Source organism: Nocardia sp. NPDC055053 (assembly GCF_053608285.1).
In genome coordinates, this window is sequence record NZ_JBSGVD010000008.1 from 76,063 (window position 1) to 99,540 (window position 23,478).

4 protein-coding genes are annotated in these 23,478 nt (G+C 71.1%); 1 reads left to right on the forward strand and 3 read right to left on the reverse strand.

Annotation, left to right across the window (positions count from 1 at the left end; all coding sequences use genetic code 11):
* The first annotated feature begins 17 nt into the window (after positions 1-17).
* Positions 18-1,445: a DUF1254 domain-containing protein gene (locus ACWF82_RS10810; RefSeq protein ID WP_452500123.1), complete on the forward strand. Its 1,428-nt coding sequence runs from the start codon at positions 18-20 to the stop codon at positions 1,443-1,445.
* Between the two features lie 8 nt (positions 1,446-1,453).
* Here the strand turns inward: ACWF82_RS10810 and ACWF82_RS10815 are convergent, their stop codons facing one another.
* The 3 genes from ACWF82_RS10815 to ACWF82_RS10825 are packed head-to-tail and all read right to left on the reverse strand — an operon-like array spanning position 1,454 to position 23,042.
* Positions 1,454-1,669 (reverse strand): MbtH family protein, encoded by a 216-nt coding sequence (locus ACWF82_RS10815; protein ID WP_218719668.1) that lies wholly within the window; start codon positions 1,667-1,669, stop codon positions 1,454-1,456.
* Positions 1,666-4,761 carry an AMP-binding protein gene (locus ACWF82_RS10820; protein ID WP_452500125.1) on the reverse strand — a complete coding sequence of 1,032 codons (3,096 nt, stop codon included), beginning with the start codon at positions 4,759-4,761 and terminating at the stop codon, positions 1,666-1,668. Before ACWF82_RS10820 ends, ACWF82_RS10815 begins: the two co-directional genes overlap by 4 nt.
* Positions 4,761-23,042 (reverse strand): non-ribosomal peptide synthase/polyketide synthase, encoded by an 18,282-nt coding sequence (locus ACWF82_RS10825; RefSeq protein ID WP_452500127.1) that lies wholly within the window; start codon positions 23,040-23,042, stop codon positions 4,761-4,763. The genes ACWF82_RS10820 and ACWF82_RS10825 overlap by 1 nt, the downstream gene beginning before the upstream one ends.
* Positions 23,043-23,478 lie beyond the last annotated feature (436 nt).

Sequence of the window (23,478 nt, forward strand, 5' to 3'; positions counted from 1 at the left end):
GCTCGAACGGAGAGTGGATGGATGGTCTCGCGGGTGAATACGGCGGACTGAGCAGGCGTGGGCTGCTCGGGCTCGGCGCTGCGGGTGTGATGGCCGCGGCGCTGCCCGGTTGCGGCGGTGACGAGCCGGAGCGGGGTCCGAGGCGGACCACCGGGCCGCCGGACGTTCTCGCGCTCGCCATCGACGCCTACATCTTCGGCTATCCGATGATCATGCTGGACATGTTGCGGGCGGCGAGCGGGCCGACGAACACCGTCGATCACAGCGGGCTGCCCGATCCGGACACGCGCATCGCCCGGCTCAGCCACGACATGGTCTATTCGCAGGCCTGGCTCAACCTCGCCGACGAGCCGCTGGTGCTGCAGATACCGGAGATGGAACCCGGCCGGTTCTGGCTGTTCCAGGTGCTCGACGGGTGGGCCAACACCGTGCACGATCTGACCAGCCAAGATCCACGCACCTCCGCCGACAGCAAAGGGCCGCCCTACACCTATGTCATCACCGGACCGGGGTGGTCGGGAACGGTGCCCGCGAACACCACCCGTTTGTCCATGCCCGCGGTGATGTCGACGATCGTGGGCCGCATCCAGATCAACGGGCCGGGAGACGCGCCCCGGGTGAACGGCCTTCAGCAGCAGATCAAGCTGATCCCGTTGAGTGCCTGGCAACGCGGCGAATTCGACAGCACCGTGAGCCGCTTCCAGCCGATCTATCGCGGGCCGGAACCGCCGGTGAAGCGGATCGCGGCAATGGACGGCCGCACCTACCTCAATCGCCTGTGCCGGCTCCTGCTGACCACACCGCCCGCACCCGCCGACGCCCCACTGATGGGGGAGATCGCCGCGATCGGGGTACGGCCGGGTGGCACCGTCGACGGTCAGCCCGTCGACGTGCTCGACGAGGCCGTGCGCCAGGCGAATCGCCGGATCGTCGACTGGCGCGACCCCACCGCCCGGCACGTCAACGGCTGGGAAATCCCGATCGACCTGGGCGCCTACGGCATCGACTACCTGCGCCGCGCGGCGGTCGCGATGCGCTCCCCTGGCGTCGCCCCGATCCGCAACGTCCTCTACGCCACGCTCTGGTCCGCCCCCGCCACCGACGACCAGGGCCGTCCCCTGCGCTATCGCATCCGCTTCGCCCGCGACCAATGGCCACCGGTAGCGGCCTTCGCCTCCCTCACCGCCTACGACCCCCAGGGCTTCCTGGTCCCCAACCCGAACGCGATCTACGCCGTAGGCCACGTCCCCCCACCCGTGGCCGCACCCGACGGCTCGATCGACATCGCCATCCAATACGAGGACCCACGACCCCGCGTCCCCACCGGAAACTGGCTCCCCATCCCACCCACCGGCGACTTCTCCCTCACCCTGCGCCTCTACGCCCCGAAAGAAGCAGCCATCGACGGCACCTGGCAGCCACCGCCGATGACCCGCGCGGACTGAAGCGCGGATCAGCCTTCGTTGGCCATGGCGGCGATGAGGGAGTTGGGGCGCATGTCGAGCCAGTGGGATTCGACGTACTGGAGGCAGGAGGTGCGGGTGGCGGCGCCGAAGGCTACGGTCCAGCCGCCGGGGACGGCGGCGAAGGTGGGCCAGAGGGAGTGTTCGCCTTCGGCGTTGACCAGGACGTAGAACTGGGCGTTCTCGTCGTCGAAGGGGTTGCTCATGGGATCTTCCTTTCGGCGGGGGTGCTGAGGTCGAAGGAGTCGCTCGGGGTGTCGGGGGCGGCGGTGAGCAGGCCGAGTGCGCGGGAGAAGCGGCGAAGCAGGGTTGCGGCGGTGCGGTCGTCGAAACGGTCTGTGCTGTATTCGATTTCGAGGCCGAGATTGCCGTCGGGGTCGGGGTTGGCCGCGACGATGAAGTGCACGCCGTCGGCGACGGTCGAACCGTCGAAGCGCAGCGCGGTGAGTTCGAGGCCGGGGACGCCGAAGGTGCCGGTGTCGAGGTAGCTCAGTGTCACCTCGCCCAGCGGGCCGGTGGCGGCACACGACTCACTGGTGGCTGCGGTGGCCGAGGCGACCATGGGATCGGGTTCGGCACAGAGTATTTCGGAGAGGGTGGTGGCGCCCGCGACGGCGGAGCCTGCCTGCCAGGCGAGCATGACCGTCATCGCGGCCCGGACCACCGCGAACGGCGGGACCGCGTGCCTGCGGGACAATTCGGCGATCCGCGCGCCGATCCCGGCACCGATCCGGGCTCGCATGCTCGCGCCGCGAACCGGGAACGATTCCAGTGCACCGGTTCGCACCGAACCCACAGTCCCGAGGCGGACCAATGCCGCTGTGGTGCCGTCGATTTCCCAGCGCGCCAGCTCGCCGGTGCGGAACATGCGTTCCCCGGGGATACCGAACGGGTTGGACACGAACCGATCGGCGGTCGCCACCGGGTCGTCGCGATATCCGCGGGCCAGTTGCGCGCCGGACAGGTACAGCTCGCCCGCGACGCCGGGGCTCGTCGGCCGCAGGCGCGGGTCCAGCACGTAGACGCGGCGGTTCCATTCGCGGACCCGCACGGCGGGCGGCTCGGGGATGTCGGTGCGCGGTGCGGCCGGATAGGTGAGGGTGACGGTGGCCTCGGCCCGGCCGTAGTCGTGGTGCAGCCGGGCGCCCGCCACCGCGCCGAAGGCACGGACCTCGGCCGCGGTGAGCGGCGCACCGAGGACGACGACGCTGCGCAGCGAGGCGATCTCGGCGCGCAGGCCCGCCCGGTGGACGTGCTCGGTGAAGGCGGCCAGGCGCTGCGGGGTGAAGTCGGCCGCGGTCACGCCGTAGTCGGCGACCAGGCCGGCTAACCGGACCGGATCGGGTGGTTCGGTGAGGACGACGGTCGCGCCGACCCGCAACGGCAGCACAGAGCCGTGCCATTCGGTGACCTCGCCGATGGCCGCCTGATGCAGGTAGACGTCGCGGTTGGTGAAGGCGTGACGACCCTGGACGCCGGTCAGCCGGTGCACCGCGGCGATGTGACTGATCGTGATGCCCTGGGTCGCGCCGTGCGGATACAGCATGAACGCGGGATGCTCCGGCAACACCGGCGCGCGGCGTTCGGCGCGGGTGATCGGTTCGTCGGAGTAGTCGGCGAGCGGCACCTCGTCGACGACGACGGCCGGAATGTCGTACAGCGCACTGTGATCGCGGTCGCGCACGGTCAGCACGAGTGCGGGGTTGGCGACCGGTGGTAAGACAGCCGTCGTGGTGTCGACGGGCACGACGGCGCCGCCCGCTTTGAGGACGGCGTACATCGCGACGATCAACTCCACCGAGCGCGGAACATCCACGAGCACCGGCGCTTCCGGGCCGATGCCGAGCGCGGTCAGGTGCCGGGCCAGCTGGTTGGTGCGCCGGTCCAGGTCGCCGTAGGTGATGATCGAGGCCGGGTCACCCGTGCTCGGGGTGTACACGACCGCCGGGTCGAAAGGGGTCGCGGCGGCCTGCGCTTCGAATTCGTCGAGCAGCAGCTCGCCGGGGAGCCCGCCAAGGCGCGGCGCCTCGGAGCCGAGCTGGTCACGGTCGTCGACGCGGCCGACGAACTCGAGTTCCGCGGTCCAGCCGTCACCCGGCGGCCTGCGGCGCACGAGGTCGCCGGTGGCGAACATCCGGTCGTCGACCGGGCCGATCGGATTGGCGAGGAAAGTGGCCGCGGTGGCCTGCCTGCCGAGGTAGCCGCGCGCCAATTGCACACCGGAGACGTAGAGTTCGCCGACCTCGCCGTCGGGGACCGGGCACAGGTGCTCGTCGAGGATCAGCAGTTCGACATCGTCGGCGGCCGAGCCGAGCGGCACCACCTCGAGGTCGGCGCCGGTGACCTCGTGTGCCACGACCTCGCCCGCGGTCTCGGGCCTGCCGTAGACGTGCCACAGCGTCGCGCCGCTCACGGCGCGTAGGGCGGCGGCGGTCTTGGCGGGCAGTGGTGCGCCGCAACTGAGCACGACGCGCAGGGAATCGAGGCGCTCTTCGGCATCGGGCAGTGCGGCGAGTGCGGCGAGCTGATCGGGATCGAAACAGGCCGCGGTGGCTCCGGTCTCGGAGATCGACCGGGCAAGGGAGCCGCTCGTCGGGAGGACGAGGGTGGCGCCGGTCTGCAGGGCGAGCAGCATCTCCCCCACGGACGCCTGACCGGTCAGTGGCGCGTGCCAGAGCACGGTGTCACCGGGGCCGACACCGCAGAGCCGTTGCCGCCACACCGAATTGGCCTGTGCGGCGCGGTGTCCGACGACGACCGCGCTCGCCGCCGCCACATCGACAACGAGGTAGGCCGAATTGTCGGCCCCCGGCCCCGGCAGCTCGTCGGCCGCGATGTCACCGACGGGTTCGGTATCGATCGCCAGCGCCGGGACACCGTTCGACGGGGGTGTGCCCGGCGCGGTGATCATCAGAACGGGCGCCGCCAGCGACACCGTGCGCTGCCGCTCGTCGGCGGGGGCACCCGGGTCGAGCAGGACGAACGCGCCGCCCGCTGCGATCACCGCGTGCACGGCGACGACCAGCTCGGCCGAGCGCGGCAGCGACACCGCGACGGTGGTCTCCGGTCCGACGCCGCGTGCGGCCAGGCAGGCCGCCAGCGCGTCGACCCGCTCGCCGAGCTCGCCGTAACTGAGCTCGGTCTGCCCGTCACGCACCGCGACAGCGTCGGGATCGTGGCGGAGCTGGGTGGTGAAAGCGGCGAGCAGCGTCGCCGGGTCACGCCTGCGCTCGTCCTCGGGGTCACGCAGCAGCGCGTCGATCGAGACAGCGGCCGTGACCGAATCCGTGTGCGACATCAGAGTTGTCCTTCCGTGTCGTCAGCCGACCCCGACCCGGCGATCACCGCGGCGGCATCGGTCACCAGTGTTTGCAAAGTGGTGGTGAGTCCGGACGCGCCGAGTGCGGCGAGCACGCCGGGCACCAGCCCGGCCAGCGCGACGTTCACCAGCGCTTCGGGTTTCATCGCGGCGCCCATCGCCTTGCTCACCGCGGTGAGCTTGGCGTCGAGCGCTGCGAACGAGATGGCGTGCTCGCCGTGGGCGAATGCCACGGTCGCCGGCGCGAGCCGGGCCGCCGAGCCGACGAGGCCCGGCAGATCGGCAACGGTGTAGGTGCGGGGACGCGGTGTCTGCTCCGCGTCGGTGCGCACGTCGATCGCCCGCACCACCACGGCCGGGTCGGCCGCGACGGCCGCGAGGACCTTGCGGAACCGTTCGGCCAGTACCCGGATGGTGGATGCGTCGAAAAGATCTGTGGCGTAGCCGAAGTGCACGTCGAGACCGTTCAGCGCACCGTCGGCGTCGTAGCGCTGCAGGGCGGTCAGGTGCAGGTCGAACTTGGCTTCGCCTAGTCCTGGGTCCAGGGTCTGGACGTGCAGGCCGGGTAGTTCGATGCCGCCCGGTGGCATGTTCTGGAAGGTGAGCATCACCTGGAACAGCGGGGTGTAGGCGCCCGAGCGGGTCCGGCCCATGGCATCGACGACCTGTTCGAACGGGACGTCGGCGTGCGCGATGGCGGCGAGGTCACGCCGCCTGGCCTGGGCGAGCAGGTCGGTGAACGGCGCTCGCGTGTCCACTTCCGTGCGCAGGACGACGGTGTTGACGAACATGCCGACCAGGTCGTCGAGTTCGCGGGCGCCGCGGCCTGCCACCGGCGCGCCGATGGTGATGTCGGCGCTGCCGGACTGTTTGGCCAGCAGCACCGCAAGGGCGCTGTGCACCAGCGTGAACAGGGTGGTGCCGTTGGCGCGGGCGACCTCGTCGAGTCGGCGGGTGAGCTCGGCATCGACCTCGAACCGCTCTGCGGCGCCGCGCATCTCGCGCCGGGTGGCCCGGGGCCGGTCGGTGGGCAGCGTGAGGAGTTCGGGCGCACCGGCCAGTTCGCGGGTCCAGTAGGTCAGCTGCTGGGCGAGCACGCTGTCCGGGTCGCTGTCGGCGCCGAGCAGCTCGTGCTGCCAGGCGCTGAAGTCGCTGTACTGGATTTCCAGTGGCGCCCAGCCGGGTTCGCGTCCTTCGGTGCGGTCGACGTAGGCGCGCACCAGGTCCCGGGTGAGCGGGGCGATGGAATAGCCGTCGGCGCTGATGTGGTGCACCACGACGACGAGGACGTAGTCGCCCGCACCACGACCGGTCGCAGCGGAGCGTGACCACGCAGAGTCCTCGGGAGTGGCGCCCTCGGACGCTGCGCCGAGGCCATAGAGCGCTACCCGGACCGGCGGTGCGGCGGTGATGTCGAACGGCTGCGCGACCAGGGCGGCGATCCTGGCCTCGACATCGGCGGGCGAGACCGGGATCGGGGTCAGTTCGACCGCTGCGGACCAGGCGGGCATCACCTGCTGGACCGGGCCCGCAGCGGTGTCGGGGTAGCGGGTGCGCAGGGTGTCGTGGCGGGCAAGCAGGTCGCCGACCGCCGATTGCAGGGCGGGCAGGTCGAGGTCGCCGGTGAGCCGGATGGCGGCCGGGATGTGGTAGGCCGCCGACTGGGGCGAGAGCTGGTGCAGCACCCACATGCGCTGTTGCGCGGGCGAGAGCACCGCGGGACCGTCACCGGTGCGCCGGGTCAGCGGCGGACGGGCGACCGAGCGGTCGATGCTGCCGAGCCGTTCGGCCAGCGCGGCCACGGTCGGTGCGTCGAACACCGCGGCCACCGGCACCTGCGCACCCAGCGCTACGCCGAGCCGCGCCGCAAGGCGGGTCGCCATCAGCGAGTTGCCGCCGAGGGCGAAGAAGTCGTCGTCCAGCCCTGCGCTCGCGCAGCCGATCACCTCGGCGAAGGTCTGCGCGACCAGCTGTTCGGTCGCGGTGACCGGCGCACGGAAGGCCGCCTCGGTGAACTCCGGTTCGGGCAGCCGAGCCCGGTCCACCTTGCCATTGGCATTGAGCGGCAACGCGTCGAGCACGACCAGCACGGCGGGCACCATGTACGCGGGGAGCTCGGCGGCGAGTTCGCCCCGCAGCCGGGCCGCGATCGCCGGCTCGTCACCGGGCGTCAGATCGGTGACAGCGGCGTAGGCGATCAGGCGCGAACCGGCCCGTTCGTCGGTCTTGGCGATCGCGACCGCGGCGCGAACGTCGGCGCAGCGCAGCAAGGCAGTCTCGACCTCGCCCAGCTCGATCCGGAACCCACCGATCTTCACCTGGAAGTCGGCACGCTCCAGGTACTCGAGGGTGCCATCGGCACGCCAGCGGACGATGTCGCCGGTGCGATACATCCGCGAACCGTGGGCAGGCTCGGCATCGGCAGATACGGCGCCAGGTGCAGGAGCCCCGAACGGGTTGGCGACGAAGCGATCGGCGGTGAGGGCCTGGCGGCCGTGATAGCCGCGCGCCAGCTGGTCACCGGCCAGGTAGAGCTCACCCGCGACGCCGATGGGTACCGGGCGAAGGCGGGCGTCGAGGACGTAGAGGTCGCTGTTCCAGGCCGGGGTGCCGATCGGAATCGCGTGCGTGGGGTCCTGTGCCACTTCGTATTCGGTGATGGACACTGCCGCCTCGGTCGGCCCGTACAGGTTGTGCAGGCTGGCCGCGGTGCCGGTGGCGCGGAACTGGGCGGCGGTGGTGGCGGGCAGTGCTTCGCCGATAGCGAGGACGGCACGTAGGGAGTCCGGAAGTCCGGCTTCGGTGGCCAGCAGCATGCCGACCAGCGACGGCACCGCGTGCAGGACCGTGACGCCGTGGCGGGTCATGGTGGCGCGGAGGCGATCCGGGTCGCGTTCGTCGCCGGGACGGGTGACGATCAGGGCGCCGCCGGAGGTCAGCGGGGACCAGAATTCCCATACCGACAGGTCGAAGGTGGCGGGGGTCTTCAGCAGGACGCGGTCGGTGCCGGTCATGGTGAAGCGGTCGTGTAGCCAGGCCAGCTGGTTGACGATCGCGGCGTGCGGCACGGTGACGCCCTTGGGCAGGCCGGTCGAACCGGACGTGAAGATCACATACGCGGGGTGCTCGGGGCGCAGGGACGCGGTGCGTTCGGCATCGGTGACCGGGTGGTCCGAGAGTGCTTGCAGCGCCCGGTGGTCCAGTTCGAAGACCGGCACATCGACGACGAGTGGCAGACCGTCGGCCGCGGTGGTGAGGACGCACAGCGGGGCCGCGGTGGACACGATGTAGGCGATACGGTCGACCGGGTGATCGGGGTCGATCGGCACGTAGGCGCCGCCCGCCCGCACGACGGCGTGCATGGCGATCACGAGGTCGAGCCCGCGCCGCATGGCCAGCACGACGGTGCGTTCCGGGCCGACGCCCTCGGCGATCAGCAGCCGGGCGATCCGGTTGACGCGCGCGTCGAAGGCGGCGTAGTCGAGCGATTCGCCGGTTTCGCCGTCCACCAGCGCGAGCGCATCGGGGGTGGCGGCGGCCTGGCGGGCGCCGAGGTCGGCCAGGGTGGTCCGCTCGACCGGGTGCGCGGTGGCGTTCCAGGTGCCGAGCACCAAGGTGCGGTCGGCGCCGAGCAGATCGAGATCGCCGACGACGGTTTCCGGTGCGGCGGTGACGGATTCGAGCACCCGGCGCAGCTGATCGGCGAACCGTTCGGCGGTGCCGGCGTCGAAGAGATCAGACGCGTAGCCCAGCGCCATCTCGATACCGGCGGGTGCGCCGTCGGCGGTGTAGTGATCGAGCGCGAACAGGTGCAGGTCGAATTGGGCTACGCCGGAATCGAATTCGATGTCCGAGACGGTCAGCCCCGGCAGCTCGAGCTGACCGCGCTCGTGGTTCTGGAACGAGTAGCCGACCTGGAACAGCGGGTGCCGGGCGGTGGAGCGGGCCGGGTTGAGGAGTTCGACCAGTCGCTCGAACGGCACATCCGCGTGGGAGAAGGCGGCGATGTCGGCGGCGCGGGCGGCGCCGAGCAGGTCGGTGAAAGGCGCGTCGGCCGCGACCTGGGTGCGCAGCACCAAGGTGTTGACGAACATGCCGATGACCTCGTCGAGCTCGGCTTCGCCACGGCCGGCGTTGGGGGTGCCGACGGCGATGTCCGCCGTACCCGAAAGGCGTGCCAGCAGGGCGGCGAAGGCCGCGTGCACCACCATGAACAGCGTGGCACCCGCGCTACGGCCGAGGGCGACGAGCGCGGCGTGCAGATCGGCGTCGACGGTGAAATTCACCTTGTCGCCGCGCAGGCTCTGCCGGGCCGGGCGGGGCCGGTCGGTCGGCAGGGTCAGCTGATCGGGCAGCCCGACCAGCTGGTTCTTCCAGTAGCCGACCTGCTGGGCGGCAACGGATTCCGGGTCGGATTCGTCACCGAGCAGCTCGCGCTGCCACAGCGCGTAGTCGGCGAACTGCACCGCCGGGGGCGCCCAGCAGGGGGCGGTGTCGGCGAGGCGCGCGGTGTAGGCGCGCATCAAATCGGCGACGAACGGGGCAATCGAAGAGCCGTCAGCGGCGATGTGGTGCAGGACGGCGGCGAGCACGAATTCGCCCGCGATGGTCCCACCAGGTCCGGAGGTGGCAGTGGCGGAGCGTGACCCCGCATCACCGGATACAGCGCCCACCTGGAACAAGCACATCCGGACCGGGATCTCGGCGGTGACGTCGAAGGTGGTCGCCGCCAGGTCGCCGATCGCGCCGGACAGCTCGGCCGCGGTGACCGTGATCGGCGCGAGTGACGGAACCGCCTGTGCGGCAGTCATGATCGACTGCACCGGCGCGCCGTCGAATTCCGGGTAGACGGTCCGCAGTGATTCGTGGCGGGCGACCAGATCGCCCACTGCGGCTTGCAGCGCGGCGACATCGAGATCACCGGAAAGGCGCAGCGCGAACGGGATGTTATAGGCCACCGAGGCGCGGTCGAAGCGGTTCAGGAACCACATGCGCTGCTGCGCGGGCGAGAGCGGCAGCAGCTCGGGGCGGGCCCGGCCGACCAGTGCGGGGCGGTCGACCTTCGCCTGCGCGTCCACGGACGCGGCCAGCTCAGCGACGCGCGGCGTCTCGAACAGGGTTCGCACGCCGACCCGGCGGTCCAGCGCGGCGCCGATCCTGGCGACCGCCTTCGCCGCGAGCAGCGAGCTGCCGCCGAGGGCGAAGAAGTCGTCGTCGGCGCCGATGGGCTGGTCGTCGGCGGCGGTGCGGCCGAGTACCTCGGCGTAGACCGCGGCGATGATCTCCTCGGTCACCGTGGCCGGCTTGCGGTAGACGGTGGTCTCGAAGACCGGTGCGGGCAGCGCGGCCCGGTCCAGCTTGCCGTTGACGGTCAGCGGAATGCGCTCGACGGGCACGACGGCGGCCGGGAGCATGTGCTCGGGCAGCGTGCGGGCCAGTTCCTGGCGGATGGCGGCGGCGTCGATACGCCCGGTGCCCGGGCCGGCGACCAGGTAGGCCACGATCCGGGGCTCGTCGACCAGGTCGGTGCGCACCAGCACCGCGACCTCACGCGGAGCCACCGAGCTGTGCAGCAGCGCGGCTTCGATCTCACCGAGCTCGACGCGGAAACCGCGCAGGTTGACCTGCTGGTCCGCCCGGCCCAGGTACTCGAGATCGCCGAAGGCGGTCCAGCGCGCCAGATCACCGGAGCGGTAGGCCAGGCTGCCCGGCGCGCCGTACGCGTCGGCGACGAACCGGCTCGCGGTCAGCGCGGGACGAGCCAGGTAGCCGCGCGCCAATTGCGCTCCGGAGACATAGATTTCGCCGGGCACCCCGACCGGAACGGGACGCAGGCGCGAATCCAGCAGGCGCACGGTCAGTCCCGCGAGAGCACTGCCGATCACGCTGGCCGAACCGGTGTCCGGGGTGATCTCCCGATAGGAGGCGTGCACCGTGGTCTCGGTGATGCCGTACATGTTCACCAGACGCGGCGAGCGCTGGTAGCGGGCGAACCAGCCCGCCAACCGCTGCGGTTCCAGCGCCTCGCCACCGAAGATCACCGTGCGCAGCGCGTAGTCGGCGGGCTGGGCGGCCAGCTCGGCGCCGATGAGCTGGTAGAACGCCGACGGGGTCTGGTTGAGCACGGTCACCCGCTCGGCGAGCAGCAGCTCACGGAACTGCTCGGGCGAGCGCGAGGTGAAGTAGTCGACCAGGACCACCGAGCCGCCGGTCAGCAGCGCGCCCCACAGTTCCCAGACCGAGAAGTCGAAGGCGTAGGAGTGGAACATCGTCCACACGTCCGACGGGCCGAAGCCGAAGTGCCTGGCGCTGTTGTCCAGCAGTGCGAGCACGTTCGCGTGCGGAATCACCACGCCCTTGGGGCGGCCGGTTGAGCCGGAAGTGTAGATGACGTAAGCGGTGTTCGCCGAGGTCAGCGGCGCGCGGCGATCCGCGTCGGTCAGCGGTGCGGCCGAGTGGCCGCTCAGGGTGTCGGCGGCGGGGTCGAGTACCGGGCCGCCGAACCAATCGCGGGCCAGTCCGGTGCCGACGGTGGCGATCGCGCACAGCGGACGGGCGTCGTCGAGGACGTACTCGATGCGGTCGGCCGGGTAGTTCGGGTCGATCGGCAGGTAGCCGCCGCCCGCCTTGAGCACGGCGAGCAGCGCGACGGCCAGTTCCACCGAACGCGGAAGGGCAACGGCCACCAGTGTTTCCGGACCGACGCCTGCTCCGGCGAGCCGCCGGGCCAGACGGTTGGACCAGGCGTCGAGCTCACCGTAGGTGAGGGTGTCGCGACCCGCCTTCACCGCGACGGCATGCGGGTCGGCCGCGGCGACGTGCGCGAACCGGTCCAGCATGGTCTCGGTGTCCGAGGCCACCGAGCTGCCGGTGGTGGCCCAGTCGTGCAGGGTGCGCTGCTGTTCCTCGGCGCTGAGCAGCTGGATGTCACCGACGACGACGGTCGGGTCGGCGACGACGGCGGCCAGCACCTGGGTGAACCGGCGGGCCAGCACCGCGATGCTGCCCGCGTCGAACAGGTCGGCGGCGTAGGCGATTTCGATGGCCATGCCGTCGGCACGGCCGTCGACGTCGTCGGATTCGCGGACGGTGAACTGCAGGTCGAACTTGGCGACCGCGGCGTCGAAGTCGACGGGCGCGACCTTCAGCCCGGCCGCCTCGAGCGCGGGCACGGTGAAGTTCTGCAGGACCAGCGCCACCTGGAACAGCGGGTGCCGGTTGCGGGAGCGGGCCGGGTCCACCGCGTCGACGATCTGTTCGAAGGGGATGTCGGCGTGGGAGATCGCGTCGAGGTCGCCTGCGCGCACGGCGTCGAGGGTGGTCTCGAATTCGGCGCGCTGGTCGATCTGGCTGCGCAGCACGAGGGTGTTGACGAACATGCCGATCAGCCCGTCGAGCGCCGCCTCACCACGACCGGCGACGGGGGTGCCGATGGCGATGTCGCTGCCGCCGGAGAGCCTGGCCAGCAGCACCGCCAGCGCCGCGTGCACGGTGCTGAACAGGGTGGCCTCGTGCTTGCGGGCCAGTTCACGCAGTTCGCTGTGCAGATCGGAGTCGATCTGGAACCGGTGCACGCCGCCACGGAAGCTGGACTCGGCGGGGCGGGGGCGGTCGGTCGGCAGTTCCAGCTGCTCCGGGAGACCGGCCAGGCCGCGGCGCCAGAACGCCAGCTGGGTGTGTGCGAGGGAGGTGGGATCGGTTGCCTCGCCGAGGTTCTCGTCCTGCCAGAGCGCGTAGTCGGCGTAGTGGATCGGCAGCGGCGACCACGCGGGGGCGGTGCCCTCGCGGCGGGCGGCGTAGGCGGTCATCAGGTCGGCGGCCAGTGGGCCGAGTGAGAAGCCGTCGGCGGCGATGTGGTGGACCACCAGCACGAGGACGTGCTCGTCAGCCACGGCGAACAGAGCTGCGCGGAAAGGGATTTCGGTGGCGAGGTCGAATCTGATCGCGGCGCAGGACAACAGGCGCTCGGGCAGCTCGGCCTCGGTGATCGGCTCCGGCCGCAGGACGAGGCGTGCGGTGCCGGCGATCAGCTGCTCGGCGCCGTCCGGGCCGTCCGGGTAGCTGGTGCGCAGGGTTTCGTGCCGGTCGACCACGTCGGCGATGGCCGCTTCGAGCGCCGGGATGTCGAGCTCACCGGACAGGCGCAGGGCGACCGGGATGTTGTCGACGGCGTCGCCGGGGCCGTCGGCATCGGCGAGGTAGCGGTTCAGGAACCACATCCGGCGCTGTGCCGCCGACAGCGGAATCCGCTGTGGGCGTTCGCGAGTGGTGAGCGGGAGGCGTCGACCGGTGCCGCGCAGCGCGACGCACCGTTCGGCCATGGCTGCCACGGTCGGTGCGTCGAACAGCAGTCGCACGGGCACCTGGGTGTCGAGGACGGCGCCGAGGCGGGCCGCCACCTGGGTGGCATTGAGCGAGTTGCCGCCGAGGGCGAAGAAGTCGTCGTCGAGGCCGACTTCCCGGTCGGCGGGGAAACCTAGCACGGTGGCGAATGTGGTCGCCACGATCCGCTCCACCTCGGTGACGGGGGCGCGGAACACGGCGGCCTCGAAAACCGGCTCTGGCAGTGCCGAGCGGGCGAGCTTGCCGGAGGCGTTGAGCGGGAAGGCGTCGAGTTCGACGAACGCCGCGGGGACCATGTAGGTGGGCAGCGTGCGGGTGAGAGCGGCCTTCACCGCATCGGTGTCGATGTCCGTCGCCGCGACCAGATAGGCCACCAGCAGGTCGTCGCGGACGAGAACCGCCGCCTGCGCGACCTCTGCCAGGTCTGCCAGCGCGGCCTCGATCTCGCCGAGCTCGATCCGCAGACCGCGCAGTTTCACCTGGAAGTCGGTGCGGCCCAAGTACTCCAGCTCGCCATCGGCGGTCCAGGCGACCAGGTCACCGGTGCGGTACATGCGCGAGCCCGCCGCGGGGCGACCGACGGGTTCGGACGAGCCGACCGCGGGGCTCTCGGGAGTCCCCGCACCAGACACCGCGAACGGGTCGGCGACGAAACGGTCGGCGGTCAGGTCCGCGCGACCCGCGTACCCACGGGCGAGCTGGGCGCCGGCGAGGTAGAGCTCACCGGGGACGCCCACCGGGACCGGCCGCAGCCGCTCGTCGAGCACGTAGACGCGGGTGTTGTGGACGGGCTCACCGATCGGCACCGTGACGACATCGGCATCGACGACCTCGTGGAAGGTGACGTCGACCGCGGCCTCGGTGGGGCCGTACAGGTTGTGCACAGCCGCACCGGTGAGGCGGCGCAACAGCTGGGCGGGTGCGGGCGCTAGCGCCTCACCCGAGGCGAACACCATCCGCAGCGACGCGCACCGTCCGGTCGCCGTCCCGGTCACGTCCCCGGGGAGCGCACTCGCCGAGGCGCCGCCAGCGCTCGCGTCGTCGGCGAGTGCGGTCGAGGACGCGCCGAGAGCGGCGACGAACACCGACAGCATCGACGGCACGAAGTGGGCGACAGTGACCGACTCGGCGTCGATCAGGTCGGCCAGGTAGGCCGGGTCGCGATGACCGTCGGGCCGGGCCAGCACCAGCCGGGCGCCGATCTGCAAGGGCCAGAAGAACTCCCACACCGAGACGTCGAAGGTCGCCGGGGTCTTCTGCAGCACGGTGTCGGCGGCGGTGAGGCGGTAGGCGTCCTGCATCCACACCAGGCGGTTGACGATCGCGGCGTGCGAGACGACGACACCCTTGGGCTTGCCGGTCGAGCCGGAGGTGAAGATCAGGTAGGCGGCGTTCGCCGGTGTCAGGGTGGCGAGGCGGTCGGCGTCGGTGACCGGCTCGGCCGGGTAGCCGGCGGTGTCGAGCTGCTCGAACTCGAGCACGGGAATCGAAGCCGTCGCGGGCAGGTCGAGTTCGTCGATCGAGCGGGTGAGCACGCAGACCGGGTCCGCCGCGTCGATGACGTTCGCGAGGCGTTCGGCCGGGTGCTCCGGGTCCAGCGGCACGTAGGCGCCGCCCGCGGCGAGCACCGCGTACATGGCGACGACCAGGTCCGTGGAGCGGTACATGCCGATGGCCACGGTACGGTCCGGCCGGACGCCGATCGAGATCAGCAGGCGCGCGAGGCGGTTGACCCGCGCGGTGAAGTCGGCGTAGCTGAGCGATTCGTCCTCGCAGGTCACCGCGATCGCGCCCGGCGTGCGCGCTGCCTGGGCCGCGAACAGCGAGACCAGCGTCATGGACTCGTCGACCGGGTACTCGGTGGCGTTCCAGGTGTCGAGGATGCGGGTGCGCTCCGCGGCGGCGAGGAGGTCGATGTCGCCGATCACGACGCTGGGATCGGCGGTCACCGTGTCCAGCACCCGCAGCAGGCGGGTACCGAAATCTGTGATGGTTTGCGCGTCGAAGAGGTCGGTGGCGTACTCGAAGCGGGCGAGCAGGCCGTCGGTTGTCTCGCGCAAAGTCAGCTGGAGGTCGAATTTGGCTGTGTAGGTGTCGATCTCGATCTCGGCGGCGGTGAGGCCCGCCAGTTCGAGTTCGGTCTTGGTGTTGTTCTGGAAGTCGAGCATCACCTGGAACAGCGGGTGCCTGGCGGTGGAGCGCTCGGGGTTGAGCGCCTCGACGAGCCGGTCGAAGGTGACGTCGGTGTTGGCCAGGGCGCGCAGGTCACCGTCGCGGACGGTGCCGACGAGCTCGGCGAAGGTGGCGCCGGGGCTGACCTGGGTACGCAGCACGAGGGTGTTGACGAACATACCGACGAGCTCGTCGAGTGCCTGATCGCCACGGCCCGCCACCGGTGTACCGATCGAAATATCATGCTGCCCGGACAGTTTCGCCAGCGTGGTGGCGAAGGCGGCATGCAGCACCATGAACAGCGAGGCCTTGGTGTCGGCGGCGAGCGCGCGCAGCCGGTCGGTGATCGTGGCGGGCACGGCGAAGGTGTGGCGGGCGCCGCGGCCCGAGGCGACCGCGGGGCGCGGACGATCGGCGGGCAGGGCGAGCAGGTCGGGCAGCTCGGCGAGTTCGGTTGTCCAGAAATCGATCTGGCGCGCCATGGGTGAATCGGGATCGTCCTCGGCGCCGAGTGCGGCGCGCTGCCAGAGGGCGAAGTCGGCGTACTGCACCGGCAGCGGGGTCCATCGCGGCGCGGTGCCCGCGAGGTGGGCGGCGTAGGCCACCATCACGTCGCGGGTGAGCGGGGCGACCGACCAGCCGTCGGCGGCGATGTGGTGCAGCACCAGGACCAGGACGTGCTCGTCGGCGGCGGTGCGCAGCAGATGCAGGCGCACCGGCGGTTCCTGGTCGACCGCGAAGGGCACCGCGGCGACGGCGCGAATCCGGTCATCGAGCGTGGCCGGGTCGATGGTTTCGGGCTCGAGCGTGATCGTCAGCTGCCCGGCGGCGAGCACCTGCTGGAAGGGGATGCCGTCGACGGACGGGTAGCGGGTGCGCAGCGCCTCGTGGCGGGCGAACACCGCGGCGACCGCGGCGGTCATGGCGGCGTGGTCGAGCGCACCGGTCAGGCGGATGGCGGCGGCGATATTGTCGGCCACCGAATCCGCGTCGAACTGGTTGAGGAACCACATGCGCTGCTGCGCGTAGGACAGCGGAATCCGTTGCGGCCGTTCCCCCGCCACCAGCGGCAGGCCGGCCTGTGCCGACTCGCCCGCACCGAGGCCGGCGGCGAGCGCGGTGACCGTCGGCGCCTCGAACAGCACCTTGAGCGACACCGTCACACCGAGCGCGGCGCCGAGGCGCGCGACCACCTGAGTGGCGACCAGCGAGTTGCCGCCGAGGGCGAAGAAGTCGTCATCGGCGCCGACCTGCTCCACACCGAGCACCTCGCCGAACACCCGCGCCACCACGGTCTCCGCACCCGTCGCGGGCGCACGGAACGCACGAGCGGCGAACACCGGCTCGGGCAGCGCACGGCGGTCGAGCTTTCCGCCCGGGGTGAGCGGCAGGGCATCGATCACCACGAACGCGGACGGCACCATGTGCGCGGCGAGCAAGCCACGCAGTGCGGCCTCGATCACCACTACATCGACCTCGATCGTCTCCACAATCTCGCGTGGCGCGACCGCCTCGATACCAATGCCGGGCGGCTCCACACCCTCACGCGACACGACAGAGTCCACTTCGGCATCGACTCCGGCCGACCCGCGGTCGTGCGACGCAATAGCGCCCGCCTCGGCGCCGACCACGTCCGGCGCCACGGCCTCGTGCGACGAAACCGCGTTCACGACGTCCCCGATTCCATTGCCCCTCAGTACTTCTCGCGCATCGGAGGCACCCCGCCAGACGGCGTCAGCGTTGGCAGGCACCAGGTAGGCGACCAGCTGGTCACCACGGTGCGCGTCGGCGCGCACCACCACGACCGCCTGGCGCACCGACGGATGCGCGAGCAGGGCGGCTTCGATCTCGCCCAGTTCGATGCGGAAGCCGCGGAGCTTCACCTGGTCGTCGTTGCGGCCCAGGTACTCCAGGGTGCCTTCGGCGGTCCAGCGGACCAGGTCACCGGTGCGGTACATGCGTGCGCCCGGCTCCCACGGGCAGGCGACGAAGCGGCCCGCGGTGAGGGCTGCGCGGCTGCGGTAGCCGCGGGCCACCTGCGCGCCCGCGACGTATAGCTCGCCTGGTACACCGGCGGGGACCGGCCGCAGCCGGTCGTCGAGGACCCACTGGGCGATGCCGCGCAGCGGGGTGCCGAGGGTCAGCGGCGCGTGCGCGGACAGCGGGGCGCTGATATTGGTGGCGACCGTCGTCTCGGAGGGGCCGTAGGCGTTGACGAACGCGCGGGGCACGGTGCCCTCGGTCCAGCGGGCGACCAGGCCGGGCGGGCAGGCCTCGCCACCGACCATCACCATGCGCAGGTCGTCGAGCTGTGCGGGGTCGAGCACCGCCAGACCCGACGGGGTCATCAGGGCGTGGGTGACCTGCTCCTCGGCCAGCAGTTGCGCAAGGTCGGCGCCCACGTGGCGGCCCATCGGCGCGATCACCAGGGTGGCGGCGGAGTTCACCGCGAGCAGCAGCTCCATCACGGAGATGTCGAACGACGGCGAACCCACCTGCAGCACCCGCGCGTCGGGGGTGCCGAACATGCGGTCGGTCTCCTCGGCGGCGAATCCGGCGATACCGGCATGGGTCACCAGCACGCCCTTGGGCAGACCGGTGGAACCGGAGGTGTAGATGACGTAGGCCAGATGCTGGGCGCGCAGCGGGCGCACCCGGTCGGCGTCGGTGACCGGAGCGCTGGAGCGGGCGGCGCAGTCGGCCATCAGCTTCAGCTCGTCGAGGACCAGCCAGTCGGTGGGGCCGGGCAGCGCTGACTGCGCCGCGGACACTGTAAGACCCACGCGCGCACCGGAATCGGTGACCATATGGGTGATCCGGTCGAGCGGGTAGCTCGGGTCGACCGGCAGCCAGGCGGCGCCGGCCTTGGCGATCGCCCACACGGCCAGCACCGATTCGACCGAACGCGGAATCCCGACCGCGACAATGTCATCGGGGCCGACGCCCCCATCGATAAGCACCCGCGCCAGACGCGAGGACGTCCGATCGAGTTCCCGGTAGGTGAGGCTGCGGTCCCCGTCGGTGACCGCGACCCGATCCTGGTCCGCCGCGACGGCGGCGGCGAGGAGGTCGGGGAGCAGACCGGTGGCGGTGACGGGTGCGCCGCGCATGCCGGTGAGACGGGCCTGTTCGGCCGCCGACAGCAGCGGCAGATCGCCGACCGGCGTCTCGGGCGCGGACACGGCCGCGCCGAGCAGGCGCACGAAACGCGCCCCGAGGTCGATGATCTCGGCGTCGTCGAACAGGTCGGTGGCGTAGAGGGCGACGGCCTCGATACCCGCGGGTTCGCCTGCGGCACCGCGGCGTTCGGCGAGGGTGATCTGCAGGTCGAACTTGGTGATGTCGAGCTCGATCTCGTGCACCGCCACCGGGGTTCCGCCGAGCTCGAAGCTGGTGTCGAGTACGGCCTGGAAGTTCAGCGCCACCTGGAACAGCGGGTGACGGGCCTGCGAACGGGCCGGATTCACCACGTCGACCAGCCGGTCGAACGGGACCGTGGCGTGCGCGAACGCGGCCAGGTCGGTCTCGCGGGTGTGTTCCAGTGCCGCGGTGAAGCTCGCGGCCGGGTCGACCTCGGTGCGCAGCACGAGGGTGTTGACGAACATGCCGATCAGATCGTCGATCGCCCGGTCGCCGCGGCCCGCGACGCCGGTACCGATCGCGATGTCGGTGGTGCCGCCGAGCCTGGCCAGCAGCACGGCCAGCGCCGTGTGCAGCACCATGAACAGCGACGCGCCCGCCTGGTTGGCCAGCTCGGACAGCTGCCGGTGCAGGCCGGCGCCGATGGTGAAGCCGGTCCGGGCGCCGCGCATGCTCGGCTCGACCGGACGCGACCGCGCCGACGGGAGTTCCAGCTGATCAGGCAAACCCGCCAGAGTCCGTTCCCAGAAAGCGATTTCGCGCGCGGCCAGCGACTGTGGATCGGCCTCGGCACCGAGCAGTTCGCGCTGCCACAAGGCGTAGTCGGCGTACTGCACGCTCAGCGGCGCCCAGCCGGGCTCGATGCCCGCGGCGGCGGCCTGGTAGGCGGTGAGCACATCGCGCACGAGTACCTGCAGCGAAACACCGTCGGCCGCGATGTGATGCAGGACGACCGCCAGCGCGCACTCGTACGGTTCGTCCGCGACGACGAAGATGTGCGCGCGGAACGGCGCTTCGCGTTCGAGATCGAAACCGGCGCAGGCGAATCGGGCGAGTTCGGCGTCCAGGTCGGCGGCGGCGACCGTGGTCGGCTCACCGATCCGCACGATCCCGGCGTCGCGCACGACCTGCTCGGCGACCTCGCCGCCGGGCGCAGCCACCGGGGGGAACACGGTGCGCAGCGCCTCGTGCCGTCCGACGACGGCGGTCAGCGCGTCGACGAGCGCGGACAGATTCGCGGTGCCACGCAGCCGGACCACGAACGGCATGTTGTAGCCGGGCGCCGACGGATCGAATCGATTGAGGAACCAGATCCGCTGCTGCGCGGGCGAGAGCGGGATCATCGCGGGACGCGGACGCGCCGCGAGCACCGGCAGCTGGGCAGAGATCCCGGCGTCGGCGCGCTCGGCGATCGCGGCGGCCAGCCGGGCGGGAGTGGTCGCGCCGAACAGATCGCGCACGCCGAGCCGGCAGCCGAGGTCGGCGCCGAGCCGGGCGGCCACCTGGGTCGCGACCAGGCTGTTGCCACCCAGCGCGAAGAAGTCGTCGTCGCGGCCGATCCGGTCGAGCCCGAGGACCTCGCCGAACACCCTGGCCACCGTCTGCTCCACCGGACCGACCGGCTCGGCGTAGGCGACGACGATGCGGGCTGGCGCGGGCAGGGCCTTGCGGTCCAGCTTGCCGGAGGCGTTCACCGGCAGCGCGTCGAGCAGCACGAACGCGGCGGGCACCATGTACCCGGGCAGCGCGCGCAGCGCCGCCTCCCGCAGCTGCTCGACCGCGACCGTGCCCGGCTCGGCTTCCACGACATAGGCGACGAGCTGTTCGCCGACGCCCGCATCGCTGCGGACCACGACCACCGCGCGCACCGCGCCATCGACGCCTTCGAGCACGGCCTCGATCTCGCCGAGCTCGATCCGCAGACCGCGCAGCTTCACCTGGAAATCGGTGCGGCCCAGGTATTCCAGTTCACCGTTGGTCGTCCATCGCACCAGGTCACCGGTGCGGTACATGCGCGCGCCCGGCGCGGTCAGGTCGGCGACGAAGCGCCCCGAGGTGAGCTCGGGACGTCCGACATAGCCCCGGGCGAGCTGTACCCCCGACAGATACAGCTCACCCGGAGCCCCGACCGGTACCGGCCGCAGCCGCGAGTCGAGAACATGGAGCCGGGTGTTGAACACCGGCGCGCCGATCGGCACCGTGACCCGGTCGGCGTCGTTCACCTCGTGGAAGGTGACATCGACGGCGGCTTCGGTCGGGCCGTAGAGATTGTGCAGCCGCGCTCCGGTGAGCAGCCGCAGCCGCTGCGCCAGTGCAGCGGGCAGTGCCTCGCCCGAGGCGAAGACCAGTCGCAGCGACGTGCGCTCGGCGATTTCCTGCTGGGCGAGAAAGGCTTCCAGCATCGATGGTACGAAATGCGCGACCGTGACGCCGTGTTCGGCGATCACCTTACGCAGGTAACCGGGATCGCGGTGACCGTCCGGTTCGGCGAGCAGCAGGGTCGCGCCGATCTGCAAGGGCCAGCAGAACTCCCACACCGAGACGTCGAATGTCGTCGGGGTCTTCTGCAGCACCACGTCGATGCCGTGCAGCCGGTAGGTGTGCTGCATCCACACCAGCCGGTTGACGATCGCGGCGTGCTCGACCGCCACACCCTTGGGCAGACCGGTGGAGCCGGAGGTGAAGATGACGTAGGCCGGGTGACCGGGGCGCAGCGGCGCTGTGCGCTCGGCATCGGTCAGCGGGGTGTCGGCGTAGCCGGTGAGATCGAGGGCGTCGACGGCGAGCACCGGTAGCGCGTCGGCGCCGGGCGCACCGTCGCGGGTGGTGGTGAGGACGGCGGCCGGTGCGGCGGTGCCGAGGATGTGCGCGATGCGCTCGGCCGGATGATCCGGGTCGATCGGCACGTAGGCCGCGCCGGCGGCGAGTACCGCGTACATCGCGACGACCAGGTCGGGCGAACGCCGAATGCTCAGCGCCACCAGCGATTCCGGGCCGATACCGTCGGCGCGCAGCCGCCGGGCCAGCCGGTTGACCCGCTGGGCCAGCTCGCGGTAGGTCATGGTCGCGTCGTCGCCGGCCATCCGGACCGCGACGGCGTCGGGCGTGCGGGCGACCTGGGCCTCGAACAGCGCGGGCAACGTCGTCGCGGCCACCGCGCGCTCGGCCAGCGCGGCTTCGACGTCGAAGGTGGTCGCGTTCCAGATCTTGGTGCTGACCTCCAGTTCCAGCTCGGTCGCCACTTCGACGGCGGCGATCGAGGTGTCCAGGTCGGCGGCCGAGAGGCGCTCGAGGAAACCGAGGAACCGGCTGTGGTGGCGGGCCAGCGTGTCGGCGTCGTAGAGGTTGGGGTTGGCCTCGAAGTCGACGTGCACGCGATCGCGGTCGCCGTAGTAGACGTTGAGGCTCAGGTCCTCGATCGGGCCGGTGGACAGCACCCGGTAGCGGCCGGTGGTGGTGCCGAGGGTGAGGTCGCTGCGGAAGAGCATGAAGTTGGCGAGCGGGCCGAACAGCGCGCGCCGGGCGGGGCGGCCGTCGTCCTCGGCGTCGCGGCGGATGTCCTCGGCGCGGTAGCGCTGATGACGCAGCGCACCGGCCACTTCCACCCGCGCCGCGCGCAGCAGCTCACCCCAGGTGGTGCCGGCGCCCGCGGCGCCGGTGGGCAGGCGCAGCGGCACGATATTGGACAGCATGCCCGCCGAGCGGCGCATCACCGCGGTGGTGCGGGCGGTGACGGGCAGGCTCAGCACCGCGTCCGGGCGGTCGGTGAGCCGGCCGAGGTAGGCGGCGAAGGCGGCGAGCAGCACGGCCGAGATGGTCGAATCATCGCTGGCGGCAATGGTTTCCAGCCGGTCGACGAGCTTTTCCGACAGCCGGCCGCCGGTCACCAGGTTGATCGCGGCGCGCGGGGCGGTGCGGGTGTCGAGCCCGGTCGGGCTGTCCAGGCCCGCGATGCGCTCGGCCCAGTGTTCGCGATCGCCCGCGAACCGGGTGCTCTCGCGGTAGCGCTGTTCACCCTCGACGAGTTCGGCCAGGTCACCCGGCACGACCTCGCGTGCCGGGGTGCCGAGCATGCGCGCGGTGTAGAGCTCGGCGATGCGCTGGGAGTTGGTGAAGGCGCCGTAGCCGTCGAGCACGATGTGGTGTCCGCGCAGGTACCAGAACCAGCGCGCCTCGCCGACCCGCAGCACCGCGCCCGCCACCAGCCGGTCGGTGAGCAGGTCGATCGGGGCGCCGAATTCCGCGCGCATCCACTCGTGCGCGGCGGCGACCGGGTCGTCGTGGTGGCGCAGATCGATCAGCGGCAGCTCGGTCTCGACCGGGATGGCGTGGTCGACGACCTGGTACGGGACGCCGTCGGATTCGCCGATGCGCACCAGCGGGGAACCGTAGGCGTGCGCCGCCTCGGCCGTGACCTGTTGCAGCACAGCGGCATCCAGCTCACCGGTGATGTCGACGTACTGGGCGATGGTGATCGGGACATCGGGATCGAGCAGCTGCGCGTACCAGACACCCAGCTGGGCGGGGGTCAGCGGGAACGGCGCCGACGCGGTCTCCGCTTCCTGTGGTCGCGCGCTGAACCCACCCAACTCCGTACCGTGCACCAGAGCCTCCTCGAATCGCGAAAAAACAGCAGACCGAACGTTTTTCGGGCAGCACGAAGACACCTGAGTACTCCGTGAGACCGAGAAATTCGGCATGAGCGCAGTGGGCGTGACGCCACACTCGCGCAGGATCCCCGACAGATCATGTGGACGAGATCGACGACCTGGTCGGCCGTCGGCGCGACAGACGGTTCGTGTCCGTCGCGGGTGCCTAGCTGTTGATCGTTCCTCCAACATCGCGGCCGCGGCTCGAACCTCGCACCTCGGCGTTGTCACTTACATCACATGGCTGCCTGTCCATGCATTGCAGACACTAGGCGGTCGGTTAATAAAAAGGAACTTTTTCCGATAAAAAAACCGAACAAGCGTCCAGTCGGTTTGGAGGGTAGCCCGCGACCTGGGCATCAGTGTGTGCCACGCCACATCCGTGCCGGAT

Bases quoted from the DNA above. Each gene is read 5' to 3' on its own strand.
- ACWF82_RS10810 (WP_452500123.1), top strand. From the start codon at position 18: ATGGATGGTCTCGCGGGTGAATACGGCGGACTGAGCAGGCGTGGGCTG.
- ACWF82_RS10815 (WP_218719668.1), bottom strand. From the start codon at position 1,669: ATGAGCAACCCCTTCGACGACGAGAACGCCCAGTTCTACGTCCTGGTC.
- ACWF82_RS10820 (WP_452500125.1), bottom strand. From the start codon at position 4,761: ATGTCGCACACGGATTCGGTCACGGCCGCTGTCTCGATCGACGCGCTG.